16 protein-coding genes are annotated in these 20,498 nt (G+C 38.7%); 14 read left to right on the forward strand and 2 right to left on the reverse strand.

Features of this window, described 5'->3' with window-relative positions; all coding sequences use genetic code 11:
• Window positions 1-150: 150 nt before the first annotated feature.
• Both I6F47_RS18725 and I6F47_RS18730 read right to left on the reverse strand, forming a co-directional pair.
• Window positions 151-1,632 carry an FMN-binding glutamate synthase family protein gene (locus I6F47_RS18725; RefSeq protein ID WP_024589465.1) on the reverse strand — a complete coding sequence of 494 codons (1,482 nt, stop codon included), beginning with the start codon at window positions 1,630-1,632 and terminating at the stop codon, window positions 151-153.
• A gap of 180 nt (window positions 1,633-1,812) precedes the next feature.
• Complete coding sequence (locus I6F47_RS18730; protein WP_197184353.1) at window positions 1,813-3,594, reverse strand: DUF885 domain-containing protein; 1,782 nt, start codon at window positions 3,592-3,594, stop codon at window positions 1,813-1,815.
• Window positions 3,595-3,952: 358 nt separating this feature from the next.
• Between I6F47_RS18730 and I6F47_RS18735 the strand changes: the two genes are divergently transcribed.
• The 14 genes from I6F47_RS18735 to mdoH all read left to right on the forward strand — a co-directional run bounded on the left by I6F47_RS18735 (window position 3,953) and on the right by mdoH (window position 20,464).
• Window positions 3,953-4,939: a GGDEF domain-containing protein gene (locus I6F47_RS18735; RefSeq protein WP_024589467.1), complete on the forward strand. Its 987-nt coding sequence runs from the start codon at window positions 3,953-3,955 to the stop codon at window positions 4,937-4,939.
• 83 nt (window positions 4,940-5,022) lie between these two features.
• On the forward strand, window positions 5,023-5,778 hold the full coding sequence (gene ubiE / locus I6F47_RS18740) for a bifunctional demethylmenaquinone methyltransferase/2-methoxy-6-polyprenyl-1,4-benzoquinol methylase UbiE (RefSeq protein ID WP_197184354.1): 756 nt from the start codon (window positions 5,023-5,025) through the stop codon (window positions 5,776-5,778).
• 11 nt (window positions 5,779-5,789) lie between these two features.
• The gene (locus tag I6F47_RS18745) at window positions 5,790-6,473 is read left to right on the forward strand and encodes a ubiquinone biosynthesis accessory factor UbiJ (protein ID WP_197184355.1); all 684 of its coding nucleotides are present in this window, start codon (window positions 5,790-5,792) and stop codon (window positions 6,471-6,473) included.
• A 9-nt stretch (window positions 6,474-6,482) separates the two neighbouring features.
• Complete coding sequence (ubiB, locus tag I6F47_RS18750) at window positions 6,483-8,087, forward strand: ubiquinone biosynthesis regulatory protein kinase UbiB (RefSeq protein WP_197184356.1); 1,605 nt, start codon at window positions 6,483-6,485, stop codon at window positions 8,085-8,087.
• 80 nt (window positions 8,088-8,167) lie between these two features.
• Window positions 8,168-8,416, forward strand: coding sequence for a Sec-independent protein translocase subunit TatA (tatA, locus tag I6F47_RS18755; protein ID WP_007579853.1), 249 nt, complete (start codon window positions 8,168-8,170; stop codon window positions 8,414-8,416).
• A gap of 5 nt (window positions 8,417-8,421) precedes the next feature.
• The gene (tatB, locus tag I6F47_RS18760; RefSeq protein WP_024609389.1) at window positions 8,422-8,754 is read left to right on the forward strand and encodes a Sec-independent protein translocase protein TatB; all 333 of its coding nucleotides are present in this window, start codon (window positions 8,422-8,424) and stop codon (window positions 8,752-8,754) included.
• Between the two features lie 48 nt (window positions 8,755-8,802).
• Window positions 8,803-9,543, forward strand: coding sequence for a twin-arginine translocase subunit TatC (gene tatC, locus I6F47_RS18765; RefSeq protein ID WP_024593819.1), 741 nt, complete (start codon window positions 8,803-8,805; stop codon window positions 9,541-9,543).
• A 1-nt stretch (window position 9,544) separates the two neighbouring features.
• Window positions 9,545-10,060 (forward strand): hypothetical protein, encoded by a 516-nt coding sequence (locus I6F47_RS18770; protein ID WP_165722835.1) that lies wholly within the window; start codon window positions 9,545-9,547, stop codon window positions 10,058-10,060.
• Window positions 10,060-10,845 carry a TatD family hydrolase gene (locus I6F47_RS18775; RefSeq protein ID WP_197184357.1) on the forward strand — a complete coding sequence of 262 codons (786 nt, stop codon included), beginning with the start codon at window positions 10,060-10,062 and terminating at the stop codon, window positions 10,843-10,845. Before I6F47_RS18770 ends, I6F47_RS18775 begins: the two co-directional genes overlap by 1 nt.
• Window positions 10,845-12,698: a sensor domain-containing diguanylate cyclase gene (locus I6F47_RS18780; protein ID WP_197184358.1), complete on the forward strand. Its 1,854-nt coding sequence runs from the start codon at window positions 10,845-10,847 to the stop codon at window positions 12,696-12,698. The genes I6F47_RS18775 and I6F47_RS18780 overlap by 1 nt, the downstream gene beginning before the upstream one ends.
• Window positions 12,699-12,710: 12 nt before the next feature.
• Window positions 12,711-13,721 carry a porphobilinogen synthase gene (gene hemB, locus I6F47_RS18785; protein WP_197184359.1) on the forward strand — a complete coding sequence of 337 codons (1,011 nt, stop codon included), beginning with the start codon at window positions 12,711-12,713 and terminating at the stop codon, window positions 13,719-13,721.
• A 128-nt stretch (window positions 13,722-13,849) separates the two neighbouring features.
• Window positions 13,850-16,582 carry an ExeM/NucH family extracellular endonuclease gene (locus I6F47_RS18790; protein ID WP_197184360.1) on the forward strand — a complete coding sequence of 911 codons (2,733 nt, stop codon included), beginning with the start codon at window positions 13,850-13,852 and terminating at the stop codon, window positions 16,580-16,582.
• 329 nt (window positions 16,583-16,911) lie between these two features.
• Window positions 16,912-18,531 carry a glucan biosynthesis protein gene (locus tag I6F47_RS18795; protein ID WP_165722832.1) on the forward strand — a complete coding sequence of 540 codons (1,620 nt, stop codon included), beginning with the start codon at window positions 16,912-16,914 and terminating at the stop codon, window positions 18,529-18,531.
• Window positions 18,503-20,464 carry a glucans biosynthesis glucosyltransferase MdoH gene (gene mdoH / locus I6F47_RS18800; RefSeq protein ID WP_024593824.1) on the forward strand — a complete coding sequence of 654 codons (1,962 nt, stop codon included), beginning with the start codon at window positions 18,503-18,505 and terminating at the stop codon, window positions 20,462-20,464. The genes I6F47_RS18795 and mdoH overlap by 29 nt, the downstream gene beginning before the upstream one ends.
• The last annotated feature ends 34 nt before the right edge of the window (window positions 20,465-20,498 follow it).

Below are 20,498 nucleotides of genomic sequence, written 5' to 3' on the forward strand. Positions count from 1 at the left end.
TATGTTCGTTAATCATAATGTGCCCTCAAACAAGATTTGAAGATCTGATCATGACATTGAGATTTAGTTCAAAAAAATCCCCGCTAATTTCTTAGCAGGGATTTGTGTATAAGAGACAGCTATTAGCGCCTTTTTTAGTTAGTTAAAAACTTACTTATAGTTTTCGTAAATTTTATCGAGCGGTTCTGATAAACCACTTTCTTGCACTATACGTACATGTTCACGTTTTAATTCGCGTGCACTAGTCACACCACAAGAATGAGCTATTAGCCCAGCTCCGTAATGAATGTATTTATTATAGTTAGCTACTCGCTGCGCTTTATCAGCTACATTTAAACCACGTTGCAAACGCTCGTTATGCGTAGTGATACCCGTCGGACAGGTATCTTTATTACATTGCATTGCCTGAATACAGCCCAGTGCAAACATATGCCCCCGAGCCGATACAACAAAATCAGCACCGAGCGCTAACGCCCAAGCAACCTTTGAAGGAACAATTAATTTACCTGAGGCGATTATTTTAATACGATCTCGCAGCCCATGTTTTTCAAGCATGTTAACTACAAGCGGTAAACTTTCGCGCAGTGGTAAACCCACCGAATCCATAAGCGGTTGTGGTGCTGCGCCCGTACCACCATCAGCACTATCTATGGTAATAAAGTCAGGTGCAGACTCTATACCACGGTGGTTTATTTCAGCGAACAACGTTTCTAACCATCCGTAAGCACCAATTACCGCTTTAAAGCCTGTAGGCTTTCCTGTCGCGTTACGTACAGTGGCAATCATATCGAGAATATCGGCTGGGTTTTTAATTTCAGGATGACCATTGGGGCTAATAGAATCTTGCCCTTCTGGTATACCCCTAATTTTAGCTATTTCGGCGTTGACTTTGCGCCCTGGTAACATACCACCTTTACCTGGTTTTGCGCCTTGGCTCATTTTAAGTTCAAACATTTTTACTTGTTCGTGAGCCGCTATTTCTTTAAGTTTTTCAGTACTTAAATTACCGTGCTCGTCTCGTGCACCATATTTAGCGGTACCAATTTGGAAAACAATATCAGCCCCCCCTTCTAAGTGATAAGGGCTTAACCCCCCTTCACCGGTGTTCATCCAACAACCTGCTAGTTTTGCCCCTTTTGATAAGGCTCGTACAGCTGGCTTTGAAAGCGCACCAAAACTCATACCAGATACATTGAATAACGAGTTGGTTGTGTAAGGTGTTTTACAGTATGGACCCAAAGTAACATTGCTCGGGTCGAGTGCTTCTTCATCTAAAGTAGGAAAAGCACAGTTCATAAACATAACCGTACCTGTTACTTCTAAGCTTTGCGTAGAACCAAACGCAGCTGTACGGTCAACATCTTTTGCTGCACGATAAACCCAGCTTCGCTCTGCGCGGTTAAACGGCATTTCTTCTCTATCTTGAGCAAAAAAGTACTGTCTAAAAAACTCCCCTTGGCGTTCAAAAAAATATCGAAAGCGACCAATAACAGGGTAATTACGTCTAATAGCATGCTTTGTTTGCGTTACATCTCGAATATAAAAAATAATAACAGTAAGCACAACGAACCCGAGTACAACTATAAACATACTTGCAAATATATCGATACTAAACATTATAAAATTGCTCATTTATGACCCTTGGTGATTTTTAAAATAATACCTAATAAATACTGACCGTTTTAATGAACTAAATGGCTCATTATATTTACTAACTTGCTTGCTTAAAATAACAAATACAAACACTTACCAACAAACTAGTAACTTAAATAGCTATAAAAACAACTCAGTACCCATTTTTTAAAATTATACTTATTTACTTTCCAGCTTAACTGATTCATTTTTTATATACATGCGTACTTGTGTTTCTAGCACTGATAAAGGCACTGAACCATGACGTAATATTTGATGATGAAATTCACGAATATCAAAGTTTTTTCCTAGCGCTTGCTCTGCCTCAGCGCGTAAACGCTTAATAGTTAGCTCACCTATTTTGTACGAAAGCGCCTGTGCAGGCCATGTAATATAACGATCGGTTTCGGTTTTAACGTTATGCAACGAAAGCGCTGTATTTTCGCTCATAAAGTTCATGGCACGCTCGCGACTCCAGCCATACGTATGCATACCTGTATCAACAACTAAACGCGCTGCTCGCCACATTTCATACGTCAAACGACCAAAACGGCTATATGGGTCTTGGTAAAAGCCTGCTTCTAAACCTAAATATTCAGAGTAAAGCCCCCAACCTTCGCCAAATGCCGAAAGGTAAGCATCACGACGATAGCTCGGCAGATTTTCAAGCTCTGCATTAAGTGATATCTGTAAATGATGACCTGGCACTGCTTCGTGCAGCGTTAATGCTTCCAAAACATACAAAGGACGCTTATCTAAAGCGTAAGTATTTACCCAATAATACCCTGCTTCATCATCTCGATTAGAGCCTGAATATCGACCGGTTGTGTATTTAGGTGCAATACTGGCCGGTACAGGTGCTACACCATAAGGTTTGCGCGGTAAGGTATGAAATAACTTAGGCAGTTGTGCATCCATTTTTTTAGCAATATAAGATGCTTCTTTTAAAAGCTGCTCTGGTGTTGTAGCGTAAAATTGTGGATCAGTGCGTAAAAAGTGGATAAATTCAGCAAACGTGCCTTTAAAACCTACCTCTGCTATTACGTTTTCCATTTCACTACGAATTCGCTCAACTTCTTTTAAGCCAAGTTCCTGAATCTCTTTAGGTGTCATGTCGGTGGTGGTGTAGTACTTAGCTCTATTTTTATAAAACGCTTCGCCATTAGGTGTTTCTGATATGCCAATACTTGTACGTGCAAAAGGTCGATACTGCTGCGTAAAAAACACTAAGTAACCTTTATAAGATTTTATAACCTCTTTTTTTATAATGATTTTGGCTTTTTGTTGTAGTGCTTTAAATTCACTGTCGCTCAAACCCGCTGTATTAGTTAAAAAAGGTTTATAAAACTCAGATGTAGTTACATCGTCAACAATGTAAGCATTAATTGAATCTTCATAACCTTCCAATACAGCTTTAGGTTGAGTAAGCCCAGTCTCAAGCCCTTTTTTCATCCAATACATGTTTTGCTCAAAAAAGCGCGGAACTTGCGCCAATCGTGCAAGATACACTTGGTAATCTTCCGGGTTTTTATATTGAGAGCTATTTATTATGTACGACAAACCAGAATGAAACCCATATTCAGAGGTGAGCGGCATATAGTGCGCATTAAATACATATTCATCGACACTGTTTTGTACTTGAGCTCGAATAATATCGAAGTTAATTTGATTTTCATCGCTTAGCTTTTCAATATTAATAGTGTCTAATTCAGCAAGTAATCGCGTTTTATTTTTATATTCTTGTGCTAAAAATTCGGGCGATAAATTTGGTAATAAGTAACCTTCAACTCCCTCTAAGTTTCTATAAGGATTAGTACTTTGCCTATAATCGACAATGCTTTTCGCTACTTGGGTGAATTGTTTATTGGCATTTGGTGTTGTTATTTGGCATGCACTCAATGAGCACAAAACCGTGATGCCAAATAAATATTGGCGAAGTGGCTTAATTAAAAAATGATTCATTATAATGTAACTTAGCAGTGTTATTAATTTCACAAAGCTATCGCAGGCTAAATAAATAGCAAGTAAATGAGACCAACTTTAATTAATAAACCTTACTAAAAACAAGTGTATTAAAGTGAAAAGCGACACTAACAGAGTTAATAATAAGCTTAATTGATGAGAAAAACAGCTATCAAGCTGCTAAAGTAAAATTTAAGTTCCCTAACATCTGTTTTTACTTTTAAATAACGCACATAACGATTACTGTAGTAAAAAATAATAAAAAGCTCGGACGCATAACCGCCTCATGGAATGAGATATTCGAATTTGCACTTATGCGTACTTAGTTGGTATTTAAAAAATGATGTTCCATGATTCCATGGCTATTGCACAAGAAAAAATGACCAAAGTGTGTGTTTTTTTAGAGCGTTATGCGCTCCCACCTACGCCGCTGAATTATCAAGTTATTTATGCTTATACCAGTCAAACTAATCTCAAGCTAAATAAAGCTTTAGACCGTGCTATTGCTGTTGAAGACAATATAGATAGCGTTTTAATTGAACAGCTACATTCTGAGTTTTTAAATACTGGGCACAAAGCGCAAGTTAACATGATTCAAAATGTTGATGGTGTTATAAACTCACTTTCTCAAAATTCTCAAGCTACTGAAAAGCAAATAATTCGCTTTGCGGGTCAAGTAAGCGAATGCGTACATTCGCTAGATGAGAACAACATAGAACAAAGCCGTCAAGCGCTTGAAGTACTTCATAATCAAACCGCCGAATTACTCAACCAACATAAGCAATTTAAGCAAGAACTAAGCAAAGCCAAACAACTACACGAAAAAACACAAAAGCACCTAACTCAACTTCGTAAACAGCATATTATTGATAGCCAAACAGGGCTTTATAAGCGCCATTATTTAACGCAACAAACCCAAGTGTGGACTAATCAACAAAAATCTATTTGCGCAATAGCGATTCAAATAGACAACCTTGATCACTTTACTAAAAATTATGGTGATATTATTGGTGAAGTCATTTTGAGTAAAGTTGCTAAGCAAGTGCAAAAATATGTTTTTCAAAGTGGCTTACCTGGTCGCACAGCAAAAGATCAATTTACTGTTCTCCTCGCCGACATAGACCCAGATACAGCTAATGTTATTGCCGAAAAAGTACGAAATGGGGTCGAAAAGCTACGCTTTGTTAGTTCAAAAACAGGTATCAAGCTACCAAGTATTGGCTTATCACTAGGAATTGCTCAGCATCAACAAGAAGATGATTTTAATCAGTTAGCAAAAAAAGCATCTCATGCGGCTTTTAAAGCACGTTCATTAGGTCAAAGTAGTTACACTGCAGGGCAATAAATTACCTGATAAATCATATTCAAATTGCACCTACTGTGTACAATAAAGTACACTAACCTCTATTGTCACGATAGAGATTAATCATGAACGAAACCGAACAAAAGACCACGCATTTTGGTTATAAAACAGTAGCCGAGAACGATAAAGCTTCTATGGTTGCTGATGTATTTCACTCAGTAGCTGCAAAATACGATGTAATGAATGATTTAATGTCTTTTGGGGTGCATCGTTTATGGAAACGTCAAACTATTGCAAGCTCAGGTGTTCGTAAAGGCCATCATGTACTCGATTTAGCCGGCGGCACTGGCGACTTAACGGCAAAGTTTAGCCAATTAGTGGGCGAAACGGGTCAAGTTGTTTTGGGTGATATAAACTCATCTATGCTTAAAGTTGGTCGTGAAAAACTGCATAATCTTGGATTAGTGTGCAATATCGACTACGTACAAATGAATGCAGAAATGCTACCGTTCCCAGATAATAGCTTTGATGTGATCACTATTGCCTTTGGCTTACGTAACGTTACCGATAAAGACAAAGCATTACGCTCTATGTACCGCATTTTAAAGCCAGGTGGTCGTTTACTTGTTTTAGAGTTTTCAAAACCAGAGCATGACGTACTTAGTAAAGCTTACGATTTTTACTCATTTAATTTATTGCCTACAATGGGTAAGCTAGTTGCTAACGACAGTGAATCGTATAAGTATTTAGCTGAATCTATTCGAATGCATCCAGATCAAGACACGCTAAAAGCGATGATGGAAGATGCAGGCTTTGAGCAAACAACATACCAAAACCTCACAGGCGGAATTGTTGCGCTGCACCGTGGTTTTAAATATTAAGGCTAGCAGTTATGGCGCTTGAGAAAATAACAAAAAATAATAATGATGCAATGCCATCTGAATTTTTTATGTTACCTAATTTTGTACTTTCGCTTATTGAGCGTGTACTAAATCAAGCACTTAGCCTTGACCCACAATTATCTCAAAAGCTAAGCGCCGTTAAACATCAGCGCTTAGTGGTTGAAGTAAGAGATTGGCAACAAAGCATCCAACTTGTTTATAGCGCTGAGCAATTACACTTATACAGTGCTCAAAATAATGAAAACGCAGATTGTATGATCAGCGCAGACATAGACACGCTTTTAGCGCTTAAAAACCCAGCTATGCTTACCCAGTTAATTCGCCAAGATAAGCTCGACTTACAAGGCGATTTAAATATTGCGCAAACTTATAGCAATGCGTTTTCAGGCATTGATATTGATTGGCCTGAACAGCTCTCTAGATACATTGGCGATACCCCCGCTCAGCAGTTATATCTGCACTTAAAAAAACTAAAACAAAAGAGCAGCAAAACCAACACTAAAATAAGTACAATGCTTACAAGTTTATGCCAAGATGAGCTCGCAATTACTATTCACCCATTAGAGCTTGAGCAATTTAAACAAAAAAATAGAGAACTCAAAGGCCAAGTCGCTGCTGTTGAGCTGCGTATAAATACCTTGTTAAACTCTTTTTCACCTTCAAACACCCGCTAAGGATTTTTTGTGTCGACTGCACGTTTATATAACATCACCAAAACTTTACTTAGCTATGGGCTAGACGAGCTAATTCCAAAACATAAGATCCCTTGGTTTGGTAGAGTAGCTCGTGGCAGTTTGTTTTGGCTGCGTAATCAGCACAAAGAAAAACCTGCAGGGCTACGCTTACGTTTGGCACTACAAGAGCTTGGTCCTGTTTGGATTAAGTTTGGCCAAATGCTCTCAACTCGTCGTGACTTACTCCCTCATGATATCGCTTTAGAGCTTGCATTTTTACAAGATCAAGTTCAGCCATTTGAAGGCGAACTTGCACAAAAAATCATAGAAAAAGCGCTAGAAATTAACGATATAAGTGAATTGTTTAGTGAGTTTTCACAAATTCCACTGGCCTCAGCATCTATAGCGCAAGTACATACAGCAAAGCTTATTGATGAGCAAAGCATTGAGCAAGATGTAGTAATTAAGGTTATTAGACCCAATATTTACGAGCAAATTAATGCCGACTTAGCGTTAATGGAAAAGCTCGCTAAGGTACTTGCAAAAGTCCATAACGAATCAAAACGTCTACGCCCTGTTGAAGTGGTTAAAGAATACAAAAAAACACTCCTAGACGAGCTCGATTTAATGCGAGAAGGTGCCAATGGCATTCAACTAAAACGCAATTTTGAAGGCTCTGATTCATTATATATACCTGCAGTTTACAGTGATTACAGCCGTAGCAATGTGCTGGTAATGGAGCGTATTTACGGTATACCTGTCTCTGATACGGATGCATTGCTGGCGCAAAACACTAATATGAAATTACTTGCTGAGCGCGGCGTAGAAGTGTTTTTTACGCAGGTGTTTAGAGACAGCTTTTTTCATGCCGACATGCATCCAGGTAATATATTCGTCTCTCGCGAGCATCCTGAAAATCCAATGTATATCGGTATTGATTGCGGTATAGTGGGTACCTTAAGCAAAGAAGATAAACGCTATTTAGCTGAAAACTTTATCGCCTTTTTTAATCGTGACTATCGCCAAGTTGCACAGCTACACGTAGATTCAGGTTGGGTACCACCAGATACAAGCATTGAAGAATTTGAATTTGCGATTCGCACAGTTTGCGAGCCTATATTTAATAAACCTTTGGCTGAAATTTCATTTGGTCACGTGCTCGTAAATCTATTTAATACTGCACGTCGTTTTAACATGCAGGTACAACCGCAATTAGTATTGCTACAAAAGACCTTATTATACGTTGAAGGATTAGGGCGTCAGCTTTACCCGCAACTCGACTTATGGAAAACAGCCAAACCCTTTTTAGAAGATTGGGTGAAGCAGCAAGTTGGACCGCTATCAGTACTGAAGCAAATGTATGCTAACTTGCCATTTTGGGCTGAAAAAATGCCTGAACTACCTGATCTAATTTACCAAAATTTAAAGCGTGCACCACACGCTCATCAACCTCAAGAACAAAAGGTATCTCATAAACCTTTAATATTGAGTTTATTTGGTAGTGCTACAATGATTATGGCAACACTTTGTTATTTACAGCACGATTTAGTAGCTGCAAGCATTGCAATAGCCTTATCCGCTATTAGCTTTATTGCAGCATGGCGCAACGCATAAACTGAGTGCTATTTGCGCTATTGGGCGTATAATTAGTATTTAAAATATACATTTAACCGTTTTATATATTGGAGAAAACCATGGGTTTTGGTGGTATTAGTATTTGGCAATTATTAATTGTTTTAGCGATCATAGTTTTACTTTTCGGCACAAAAAAACTACGCGGTATGGGTGGTGATATTGGAGGCGCTGTTAAAGGCTTCAAAAAAGCAATGTCGGACGACACAGCGAGTGAGCAAGAAAAATCAGAGCAAATTCAACAATCAGAAAAAAGCACCGTTGACGACTCAACCAATACTGAAAAAAACAAAGATAGCAATAAGGTTTAATTAGTATGGGGATGTGGGAACTTGTTGTTGTTTTTATTGTTGGCCTAGTGGTGCTCGGCCCTGAGCGCTTACCTGTTGCTATTAGAACAGTGAGTAAATGGGTTAAAACCGCTAAATCACTTGCCAACTCGGTAAAAGCCGAAGTAAGTGAAGAACTGCGTATTCATGAACTTCACGAAAACCTTAAAAAAGCAGAACAACAAGAACTAAAAGACTTAAGCCCTGAGCTACAAAGTTCATTAACGGAGCTACAAAAAGCGGCTGAGTCAGTTACTCACAGCTACAAAAAAACACAACCTGATACATCAAATAGCCAACAACTTGATGAAAAAAAGTGAAATTTATCTCTCACTTTGTGGTCAACTTACTACATGGTATAAAAAATAATGGTTGAGGAAGTAAAATCGGGGTTTGTATCTCATTTAATTGAGTTACGTGATCGACTGATAAAAGCGCTATTGAGCATTTTATTATTTTTTATCGCGCTGTTTTATTTTAAAGATAATATTTACGAACTTATAGCTGCACCATTAGTGGTTCATTTACCTAATGGCGCGACCATGATAGCTATAAATGTGAGTGACCCTTTTATAGTCCCTATGATGCTTACTTTTTTTGTTGCGGCTTTATTATCTACTCCATGGATACTTCATCAAATTTGGGGGTTTATAGCTCCTGGCTTGTACCAAAATGAAAAAAAAATGCTAATACCTATACTAATCTCAAGCGTTGTCTTGTTTTATGGGGGTATCGCTTTTTGCTACTTTGCAGTACTACCAATTATATTAGGTTTTTTTACAAGTACAGGTCCCGAAATGATGACTCTAGCACCCGATATCGCTAGCTATTTAGGATTCGTATTAAAACTATTTTTTGCATTCGGTGTCGCTTTCGAAATTCCAGTAGCTATTATGCTGCTATGCTGGAGTGGCGCAACAACAACAAAAAGCTTAAAAGAAAAGCGCCCTTATATCGTGGTGGGTGTATTTGTAGTGGCAATGTTTTTAACACCGCCTGATGTTTTATCACAAACATTATTAGCATTTCCGATGCTTCTTTTGTTTGAACTAGGTTTAATTTTAGCAAAATTTTATACCGCCAAACCACAAAAAGAATCTGAGGAATAAAATGAAAAAACAACTACTCTCACTATTGGTTTTATTAAGTGCGCCAACTTTTGCTGCGCAAACTGAATTTAATACTCAGGCCCTGCAAGCATGTAGCTTTATTGAAAATGACTTTAACCGATTACTTTGCTATGACAATACAATTGCTGGTAAATCACTAACAAAGCCAACAATAACAAAAACACTCACTCCACCAACGGCTAACAATGTACCTCAAGTCGTAGTTGCTGCACCAATTCAAGCAAAGGCAAAAGCTGACGATTTTGGCTTAGAGCACAAAGAATCACAGGTAGAAAAAGAGACTGAAATTAAAGCTATGGTTACTTCAGTGAAAGAAGCAGCTTATGGCGAGTTAATTATTTCGCTAGATAACGGCCAACAATGGCGTCAAATTGGCTCTGACAGCATGCGTTTAAAAGAAAACGATACAATTGTAATCAGCCGTGGTGCATTCAACTCCTTTTTACTGAAACAAGACGGTAAAAACCGCTCTATTCGCGTTAAACGTACTAAGTAATGTCATATACGTTAATTGATGCTGGAGTTAACTTAACTAATCATCAATTTGATGACCAGCATTATGATGTAATTACCCGTGCAAGCGAAGCCGGTGTTACAAATATGCTTATTATAGGTTGTGATATTGCGAGTAGTCAGCAATCACTTGAACTTGCGATAAAACATCTCCAATATTCTACGGCGGGTGTCCACCCACATGATGCTAAATCGGCGACGAATGAATTAGAAGCACAATTAACTGCACTTGCAAACAATAAGCAAGTCATAGCGATTGGTGAATGCGGCCTTGATTATAACCGTGACTTTTCGCCTCGCGATGTACAGCGTAGTGTTTTTAGACGCCACCTAGCACTTGCCGAAAAATTAGATTTACCTGTTTACTTACATGAACGTGATGCAAGTGACGACATGCTAAGTATTTTAAAAGAGTTTAATATTCGCGGTGTACTCCACTGCTTTACGGGTAACTCAGCAGCTCTAAAGCAATATTTAGATTTAGGTCTGTATATTGGTATAACGGGTTGGGTATGTGATGAAAGGCGTGGTAAAGATTTACAACAACTAGTGCCTAGCATTCCTCTAGATCGATTATTAATAGAAACTGATGCACCATTTTTAATTCCACGAACAGTTAAGCCAAAACCTAAATCGCGTAAAAATGAACCTGCTCTGCTTCCTTATATTTGCCAAACAGTTGCGCAACTTTATCAAATAGATGAAGAAGTTGTGGCCCGCAGAACTACAGAAAACTTTTACAATGTTTTTGGTTTAAAGAGCTGCTAATGGCGTGCGCAAAAGCATTACTAAGTCTATTGATGCTTCTTTGCACTTTTTGCTCTTTCGCAAGCCCTGTAATAATAAAACATGATTTTAACTCCCAAAACATTAATAACCTGCATTACTCTTTTGAACCAACTTCGCTATTAGATGCACAACAAAGTAGCCATATACAGTGGCAAAAAAACACAGGTAAACCTCTTAACCTAGGTCTTGAGCAGCGTTCTGTATGGATGAAATTTAAAATAAAAAACACGCTTAGTTATAATACCGAACAACTGTTGTCACTAAACAACCCTCTGCTAAACGACGTTCAAGTATATCAGTTACATAACTCGCAATTAATTTCTCACGCCCAAATTGGCGATGCATACCCCCTTAATAAACGTGCGATTAAGAGTGAATCTTTATTAGTTAAACTAATTAGCCCTGCAAATAGCGAAACCATTATTATTATGAGAGTGACGAATAGCTCCGGCTTGCGAGTCCCTTTAACGCTGTGGCAACCAGAAGTTTATTTGGCACATAAAGGTAAACTTAATTTACTCTATGGCTTATTGATTGGTTTTATATTTTCTTTAGGTGTGAGTTGCTTAGTTTTATATAGTTTTTCACGTAAACGTTATTTTGTTTATGCTGGTTTAATTACCCTCACATTAGGTAGTTTATTAGCCTACATTTGTGGCTTTGGCCTAAAATATATTCACCCTAATTTGCCAGCATTACAGCAAGTTATGATCCCTATATTACTTATGCTTATTGCTTTAATGTTTTTGCCTTTACAAAAGCAAATTTGCCATCCAAAGCCCTCTTTTTTACTAACGGTTCAAAAAGTGATAGTTAACGCATTAGGTGTCTCGTTATTGTTTATTTGGCTATTTCCAACCCATATAGTGACACTATTTTGCTTAACTACTATCCCAATCGTTTTAGGATTTTATATTGCAACTACACTTATGTGCATACGTTTATCACCTTCTAAACCTAATAAAGCGCTACTGCTCGTATTAGTTTTTTTCTTGGTGGTGATGCTTTATTTTATTGTTGCAGTAATAGGGCTATACGCCTTTGACAGAAGTACATTAGCATTTGTATTTACATGCTTTTTTAGCTGCACATTTTGTCTATGCTACAGTGTAATGAAGTTATTTATTTTGCAACGTGATGAAGAAGTAATTGCTCAGCAAACCTTGATTGCTGAAAATGCAGCTCAAGATACGCTACTTAAAGAGCGCTTAAAGTTACAAGAAAAAACACGCCAAGAACTCGAATCACAAGTCGACGAACGCACCTTTGAATTACAAGTTACACTCAGAGAACTTGAAGAAAAAAACCGCTCACTTGAGTTACTCAATACCGAAGACGCTTTAACCGGAATAAAAAACAGACGCTTTTTTGATAAAAAGCTAATAATGGAGATTCGTCGGTCTCGCCGAGAACAAACGCCGCTTAGTATTGTTATGCTTGATATAGACCGATTCAAAAGCATTAACGATACATACGGACACATAATTGGCGATCAAGTTATTAAAGCAGTATCTGACCTTATAAAAGATCATTTAAAGCGACCACTCGATGAAGTTGCTCGTTATGGCGGTGAAGAGTTTGTGGTGCTATTACCTAATACCCCCAGCGAAGGTGCACAAGACATAGCTGAAAAAATACGAGCAGCTATCTCAGCCAGTACAGTAACGGTTGCCAATAATGATATTCAATTTACAATTAGCGCTGGTGTATACACCAGCATTGCTGATGATGTTAGCAACCCTCAAATTTTTACTGAGTGCGCCGACAAAGCACTTTATTACGCAAAGCAACATGGCCGTAATCAAGTAATCACTTTTCCATTACCACAGTAGGAGCATATTAATATGGCCCAATCAGGATTAGACCTTTTCCCGTATACTCGCATGCGCAGAATGCGCCGCAGCGACTTTTCTCGCCGCTTAATGGCCGAAAACCAACTTAGCGTAAACGATTTAATTTACCCTGTATTTGTACTAGAAGGTAAAAATCGTCGCGAAGCAATTGAATCAATGCCTGGTATTGAACGTCTATCGATAGATTTACTATTACTTGAGGCAAAAGAACTTGTTGATCTTGGCGTACCTGCCGTTGCTATTTTTCCGGTAACCCCTGCGGACAAAAAATCACTATTTGCCGAAGAAGCATATAGTGACGATGGCTTAGTGCAACGCACTGTTCGCGCTTTAAAAGAAGCCTTTCCTGAGTTGGGTGTAATTACTGATGGTGCACTTGATCCATTCACGACGCACGGTCAAGACGGCATTATTGATGACACAGGCTATGTAATAAACGACGTAACCACCGAAATTTTAGTTAAACAAGCACTCTCGCATGCAGAAGCGGGCGCTGATGTAATTGCCCCTTCAGACATGATGGATGGCCGTATTGCTGCAATTCGTGAAGCACTTGAAGCTGATGGGTTTGTGCATACCCGTATTATGGCCTACTCAGCTAAATATGCATCTAGCTACTATGGCCCATTTAGAGACGCAATAGGTTCTGCTGGGAACTTAAAAGGTGCCGATAAAAAAACCTACCAAATGGACCCAGCAAACTCTGATGAAGCAATACGTGAAGTCGCATTAGACTTACAAGAAGGCGCTGATATGGTCATGGTTAAGCCTGGCATGCCTTATTTAGATATTGTACGTCGTGTTAAAGACGAGTTTGGTGTACCTACTTTCGCATATCAGGTAAGTGGCGAGTATGCAATGCACAAAGCAGCTATTGATAACGGTTGGTTAAGTGAGGAAGCTACTATAATGGAGTCTTTACTTGCATTTAAGCGTGCAGGCGCTGATGGAATATTGACCTATTTTGCTAAGCAAGCCGCACAATACCTAGCTAAAAAGTAAGGTTTTTATAAAAAGGCGGTTAAACCGCCTTTTATTTACATTCGTTTACATTTTTGTATTATTTTCGTCATATTTATTCTCTAAACTGGTGTCCCATTTTGGGATTAATACACGGGAATAATAAAAAAATGTTTAAAACAAAAATAACACCACTCGCACTTGTTATAGCAAGTCTCAGTGCGCCAGCCTCCGCAGATCTAATCATTTCAGAATACATAGAGGGAAGCAGTAATAATAAAGCAATTGAGCTTTATAATAACTCGTCATCTCCACTAACTCTTGATCAGTACTCACTAAGTTTGTATGTAAATGGCAAAACTACAATTCAATCAACTCTTGATTTGTCTGGTACTTTGGCAGCTAACAGTACCTTTGTTGTTGTTAATTCAAGTTCAAATGATGCACTAAAAGAAAAAGCCGATTTAGAACATGGTGTTGCTAACTTTAATGGTGATGATGCATTAGTCCTAATGCAAGGTAGCACTGTAGTCGATAGCTTTGGCCAGCGCGGTGTAGATCCCGGTTCGTTTTGGTCTGAGGGCGCAGTACAAACACAAAATAAAACACTTCGTAGAAAAGATAGTATTACCACAGGTAGAACAACACCTGACGCAGAGTTTAACCCAAGTGAAGAATGGGTACAGTTTGACCAAGATGACTTTGATGGCTTAGGTTCACATGCAGGTAATGGTGGAACAACACCTGAACCAATTCCAGAACCAGAACCACTTGAACCACTTGTTTGTGGCGCAGAAAAAGTACTAATTAACGCTATACAAGGCGATAGCTCTGCAAGCCCGCTTGTTGATACTTTAGTAGAATTTGAGGGTATTGTAACCGCAGACTTCCAAGATGACGATCAATTAAAAGGCTTTTTTGTTAGCTCACTTGCTGCTGACATAGATGCAAATCCTCTCACCTCTGAAGGTGTATTTGTTTATTTTGCAGATATTGACGTAAACGTAGGCGACCATGTACGTGTACAAGGTACTGTAGAAGAATATTTTGATGCAACACAAATCGGCAGTGTTAGCCAAGTTGCCATATGTGGCACTGGTTTAGCTGCAGCAGCTACAAAAATCACTTTACCTTTAGCTGATACAACTGATTTAGAAGCTTTTGAAGGTATGTTAGTTACATTAGAACAACCATTAGTAGTAACTAATAACTTTGGCCTTGGTCGATATGGTGAAGTTGAATTAGCAACAGAACGCTTGTATCAAGGTACCCAAGTTGCATTACCTGGAGATGCAGCTAATGCAGTTGAAACTGAAAATCTACTTAAAAAGATTTTACTAGATGATGGCTCTACAGTACAAAACTTAGACCCTACAGCCTACCCAACTCCAGGCTTATCAGCAGAAAATACATTACGTACTGGCGATACAGTTAATACGGTTACGGGGGCACTTGCTTATAGCTTTAGCCTTTACAGAATCCACCCAACTGTAGCACCTTCGTTTATTGCAACAAATGCACGTGAAAATGCGCCTGAACTTAATGCTGAAGCAGATTTACGTGTAGCTAGCTTTAACGTACTTAATTACTTTAATGGTGATGGCCAAGGCGGAGGGTTCCCTACAGCCCGAGGTGCAGATACTGAAGCTGAATTTACTCGCCAAGAAGCTAAAATTGTAAGTGCCATTAGCGCTATCCAGGCCGATGTTGTTGGTTTAATGGAAATTGAAAATGATGGTTTTGGCGAATTTAGTGCAATTGCAAGCTTAGTAGATGCATTAAATGACGCTGATAGTGCTAACAACTATGCATTTGTTGATTTTAACGTAGATCAAATTGGTACCGATGCAATTACTACCGCACTTATCTATCGTGCTAACAAAGTAGAAGAAGTAGGTACTGCTGCTATTACGACTGAGGCTCCATTTGATTTTAGTAACCGTGCTCCAATTGCACAAAGCTTTAAATCATTAGAAACTGATGAAGTATTTACTGTTGCTGTGTCACACCTTAAATCTAAAAGCTGTGGTAGTGCTTCTGGAAACAATGCAGATTCAGGTGATGGACAAGGCTGTTGGAATGAAATACGCACAGAAGGTGCTAATGCATTCGCAAATTGGCTTGATAGCAAACCAACCGGTGTTGACGACGAAGATACTATTTTAGTCGGCGATATGAATGCTTACGCAATGGAAGATCCTATACGTGCATTTGCTGATAAAGGCTACAAAAATGTAGTTGCAGAAATTGATGGTGATACGCTTGGTTATTCTTACAGCTTTTCTGGTCGCGCTGGTAGTTTAGATCATGCAGTAGCTACCCAATCACTACTTAGCAAAATTGTCGCAGCAACAGATTGGCACATCAACGCAGATGAACCTATTTCTCTTGATTACAATGTAGAGTTTAAAAGCGAAGGTCAACAATCTAGTTTGTACTCTGAAAGTGCATACCGCGCATCAGATCACGACCCTGTAATTATTGATATTAAATCTGAAATCACTTTAACACCTGAAGAGCAAACGCCAGTTATTAAAGCTGATCAAGTTTTTGCAGTCGATGAAAACAGCGCAATTGGAACAATTATCGGCACACTCGATTTTAGTGATCCAAATGCCGATGAATCACCAGTTGTTAAATTTATTACATCTGATAATGACAGCGTTTCTATTAACAATCAGGGGCAGCTAATTGTTGCTGGAGAGATTGATTACGAATTTGAAAATCGTATTACTTTAACAGTGCAAGCTCAGGATAGCGTGGGTAACTTATCTAACGTTGAAAAAGTAGCCGTGAAAGTAAATAACTTACGCTCAGATGATGATAATGATGCAGGTTCATTATTATGGTTATCACTTCTTTTAGCACCACTATCAATAGTGCGTCGATTTAAAAAGAAATAACTAAGTTAAATCTAAACATTTAAAAGCCGCTCTTGCGGCTTTTTTATTTTATACAAATGTAATTCAGACAAGCTTCATTAAACCCCCCGTAATATGTTCAGACGATCTGTGAATCTTCTAGTAATTAATCAGTAACAACTACATACATTTGAGTGAATTTTACACAACAAAACCTCAGTGAATTATGTATATAAACATTACCTATTGAAAAATATGAACTTTTATTAAGGTTTAAATTTTGCTCTAAGTTATTTAGAAGATACTTACAAAATAAAATCAATATTTACCCTAAACGTAAAAATAAGTCGTGTTTTTATAAAGGAATGAGAATGAAACAACTAACCCAAAATCTGCCTAAATGGCAAAAGAAGTCAGCACCACTACTGGGTCTACTTATTATTTTTTCGACTTGGGGCAATAGCAACCAAGCGATTGCTGCAACCGTTGATGTAGCAATCCCACAAAGTAGCTTATTTGACGTAATTAGCGCCCGCGCTAAAAAGTTAGCAAGCGAAGAATACGTGGCGCCTAAAAACATTGAGCTTGAAGCACTTAACAATATTGATTATCAAGATTACCGTTCAATTCGATTTAAAAAAGACAAAGCAGTATGGAAAGATGAAGGCCTGTACGAGCTGCAATTATTCCATCCTGGTTTTTTATATAAAACACCTGTGACAATAAATACCGTTGATAGCGACTCTAAACGCAGTCGCTTACCTTTCAGTACTGACTTTTACCAATACGATGGCACTGCTGCACCACTACAAGAAGAAATAGCTAAAAGTGTTGCGGATACTCAACTAGGCCATGCTGGATTTCGTGTGCATTACCCGTTAAATACTAACGAGTATAAAGACGAAGTAATGGTATTTCAGGGAGCATCGTATTTTAGAGTTGTTGGCCCTCAGCAAGTTTATGGATTATCAGCTAGAGGCCTTGCCATTGATACTGCAGAAAATTCAGGTGAAGAATTTCCAATGTTCAAAGAGTTTTGGTTAGTTAAACCAAAGGCCGACCAAACACAAATTACCATTTTTGCATTATTAGATAGCCCATCTATATCGGGTGCATACAAGTTTAATGTTGACCCTACAACTAATATGCTAGTTGATGTTGATATGCAGATATTTGCACGTAAAGACATTAAAAAGCTCGGCGTAGCTCCATTAACGAGTATGTTTTACCACGGTGAAAACAGTACCAAATTTTTTGATGACTATCGCCCTGAAGTTCATGACTCGGATGGCCTATTAACTCAATCTGCTGATGATAAATGGGTATGGCGCCCTCTTAACAACCCTTCACAGCTAAGTGTAACTTCGTTTTCATACAATAATCCAAAAGGTTTTGGGTTAGCTCAACGAGATCGAGATTTTAATAACTATCTGGACACAGAAGCACATTACCACAACCGCCCTAGTCTATGGATTGAACCACAAGGTGAATGGGGAAATGGCCGTGTAGAGCTTGTAGAGATACCTACTGACACAGAAACTAACGACAATATCGTCAGTTACTGGGTACCAGAAAAGCCAATGAAAGCCGGTGATTCGTTAAAGCTAAGCTACAAAATGACGACCTTTAATGCAGCTTTAACTCAGCACGAAAAAGCGAGAGTACTGCGCACAAGGATCGGTAGCGCCGCTTTACCAGGTGAAGACAACCCTCCACCAAAAAGCCATCGCCAATTTACTGTTGATTTTACTGGGTCAGAAATAAATCAACTCTCTGAACAGTTAAAGCTAGATGCCGACATTCAACTTACAACAGGCGAAGTAACCGACGTGAATGTACAAAAACTGCCTGATTCACGCGGATGGCGTGTAGCCTTTAAAATTGCACCACAGGACGATCAACCCGTTGATATGCGTTTATCGTTAAAACTACGTGATAAAGAAATTAGCGAGGTATGGAGTTATGTTTGGTACCCAAATGACATCAAGTAATAAAGGTAAGGGCACTCCAATGCCATTCAAAACATTAAGAGTTTGGCTATTTGCTATTGCAGCGCTTGGCACATCTGGCTACGGCATATCTATTATGTTTGAGATTTTAAGCTCAAACGGTATGACATTACTTGAGTATGCTCTTTTAGTATTATTCTCAATCACTTTTGCCTGGATTGTAACGGCATTTTGTAGTGGAACAATCGGCTTTGTATTACAGCTATTACGAATTGACCCACTTACGCTAAAGCGTATTAAACCAATTGAGTTCAATAGTGAGGCAATTAACGCCCAAAAAACCGCCGTTGTAATGCCTATTTACAACGAAGATACCCACCGTGTTATCGCGGGCTTTGAAGTTAGTCTGCAATCGTTAAAAGAAACAGGTCAACTTGCAAACTTCGATTTTTATCTATTAAGCGACACGCAAGACCCAGAAATAGCTAAAAACGAGCTAAGTGCATGGCATGCATTGTGTGAACGTTTAGGTGATACGGCTAAAAACGTTTTTTATCGTCGTCGCGAAGATAACAAACACCGTAAAGTAGGTAACCTAACCGACTTTTGTGAGCGCTGGGGCAGCCAGTACGACCATATGATTGTGCTTGATGCAGATAGCGTAATGACCGGGAAATGTATGTTAGAGCTTACTACAAGTATGCTCAACAACCCACAAGCAGGCCTGATCCAAACTATTCCGATCCCTGTTCGTCAAGATACCTTTTTTGGCCGCTTTTTACAGTTTGCGTCAGTGCTATATAGCCCAATGCTCGCTACTGGCTCAGCTTTTTGGCAAACTGATAAAGCCAACTACTGGGGTCATAATGCAATCATTAGAGTTGAAGCATTTATAACGTGCTGTGGCTTGCCAACACTAAAAGGTAATGCACCTTTTGGCGGCGAAATTTTAAGTCATGACTTTGTAGAAGCTTCACTACTTCACAGTGCTGGTTGGGATGTATTGTTGCTATCAGATATTGAAGGTAGCTATGAAGAAGTACCAAGTAACATTCTAGACTACGCTGTACGCGATAGACGCTGGGTGCAAGGTAATATTCAGCACTTAGGTTTACTATCGTCATCCAAATTAAAATTAATGAGTAAGCTACACTTTTTACTCGGTGCCACAGCCTATATTTCATCACTAATTTGGCTCTCAATGCTAGCGCTAAGTACTATTGATGCAGTAACGCGCGCATTAAATAGTGATGTGTACTTTAACCGTGTTTATCAATTATTCCCTACATGGCAAATAGCTAAAACCGATCTGATTGATTCACTCTTGTATTTAACTATTGTTATTTTATTAATGCCTAAACTAATGGGCATAATAGTAACCTTAATACATAGAAACAAACGCTTTGGTGGTTCAATTAAGCTCATACTAGGTTCAATCATTGAAACCGTATTCGCTATTATTGTTGCCCCATTAATGATGGTATTTCATGCTTACTTTGTACTTTGTGTGTTTTTAGGTAAAAAAGTGAAGTGGGATGCACAACCGCGCGAAGGTCGTATGGTTCCGTGGAAAGAGGCGTTTGGTTATACGTTATTCTCAACTATTGTGGCTATTGCATGGGGTTGTACGGCTTACTACTTCACGCCAGTATTCTTTTGGTGGTTATCACCTATATTGCTGGGCTTAGTATTAGGCGCTCCGATTATCCGTTATACCAGTAGCATTAAACTCGGTGTACAACTAAGAAAGTTAGGTATATTTATTTGCCCTAGTGAAGTTGATAACGACTCAACTCTAGAAGCACTTAAAATACATCTAAAAGAAATTTCGGTACCAAAGGAAGGTGCTTATCCACAAACAATACCGGCACTACCACAAGAGCAGTTGGTAACAATGCCTATCCAGTCTTTTAAGAAGCCACGCAGGCTAAAGATGAAAGCGCTAAAAGCTAAGGCTATAAAAAAGTTTAATTAGCGCGTTATAAAATACAAAAACAAAAAAGGAGCGA

Source organism: Pseudoalteromonas sp. NZS37, from assembly GCF_015864265.1.
GTDB classification, from domain to species: Bacteria; Pseudomonadota; Gammaproteobacteria; order Enterobacterales; family Alteromonadaceae; genus Pseudoalteromonas; species Pseudoalteromonas arctica.

Bases quoted from the DNA above. Each gene is read 5' to 3' on its own strand.
- I6F47_RS18790 (WP_197184360.1), top strand. From the start codon at position 13,850: ATGTTTAAAACAAAAATAACACCACTCGCACTTGTTATAGCAAGTCTC.
- I6F47_RS18795 (WP_165722832.1), top strand. From the start codon at position 16,912: ATGAAACAACTAACCCAAAATCTGCCTAAATGGCAAAAGAAGTCAGCA.
- hemB (WP_197184359.1), top strand. From the start codon at position 12,711: ATGGCCCAATCAGGATTAGACCTTTTCCCGTATACTCGCATGCGCAGA.
- I6F47_RS18770 (WP_165722835.1), top strand. From the start codon at position 9,545: ATGAAAAAACAACTACTCTCACTATTGGTTTTATTAAGTGCGCCAACT.
- I6F47_RS18780 (WP_197184358.1), top strand. From the start codon at position 10,845: ATGGCGTGCGCAAAAGCATTACTAAGTCTATTGATGCTTCTTTGCACT.
- tatB (WP_024609389.1), top strand. From the start codon at position 8,422: ATGGGGATGTGGGAACTTGTTGTTGTTTTTATTGTTGGCCTAGTGGTG.
- mdoH (WP_024593824.1), top strand. From the start codon at position 18,503: ATGTTTGGTACCCAAATGACATCAAGTAATAAAGGTAAGGGCACTCCA.
- I6F47_RS18775 (WP_197184357.1), top strand. From the start codon at position 10,060: ATGTCATATACGTTAATTGATGCTGGAGTTAACTTAACTAATCATCAA.
- I6F47_RS18735 (WP_024589467.1), top strand. From the start codon at position 3,953: ATGGCTATTGCACAAGAAAAAATGACCAAAGTGTGTGTTTTTTTAGAG.
- I6F47_RS18730 (WP_197184353.1), bottom strand. From the start codon at position 3,594: ATGAATCATTTTTTAATTAAGCCACTTCGCCAATATTTATTTGGCATC.
- I6F47_RS18745 (WP_197184355.1), top strand. From the start codon at position 5,790: ATGGCGCTTGAGAAAATAACAAAAAATAATAATGATGCAATGCCATCT.
- tatA (WP_007579853.1), top strand. From the start codon at position 8,168: ATGGGTTTTGGTGGTATTAGTATTTGGCAATTATTAATTGTTTTAGCG.
- I6F47_RS18725 (WP_024589465.1), bottom strand. From the start codon at position 1,632: ATGAGCAATTTTATAATGTTTAGTATCGATATATTTGCAAGTATGTTT.
- tatC (WP_024593819.1), top strand. From the start codon at position 8,803: ATGGTTGAGGAAGTAAAATCGGGGTTTGTATCTCATTTAATTGAGTTA.
- ubiE (WP_197184354.1), top strand. From the start codon at position 5,023: ATGAACGAAACCGAACAAAAGACCACGCATTTTGGTTATAAAACAGTA.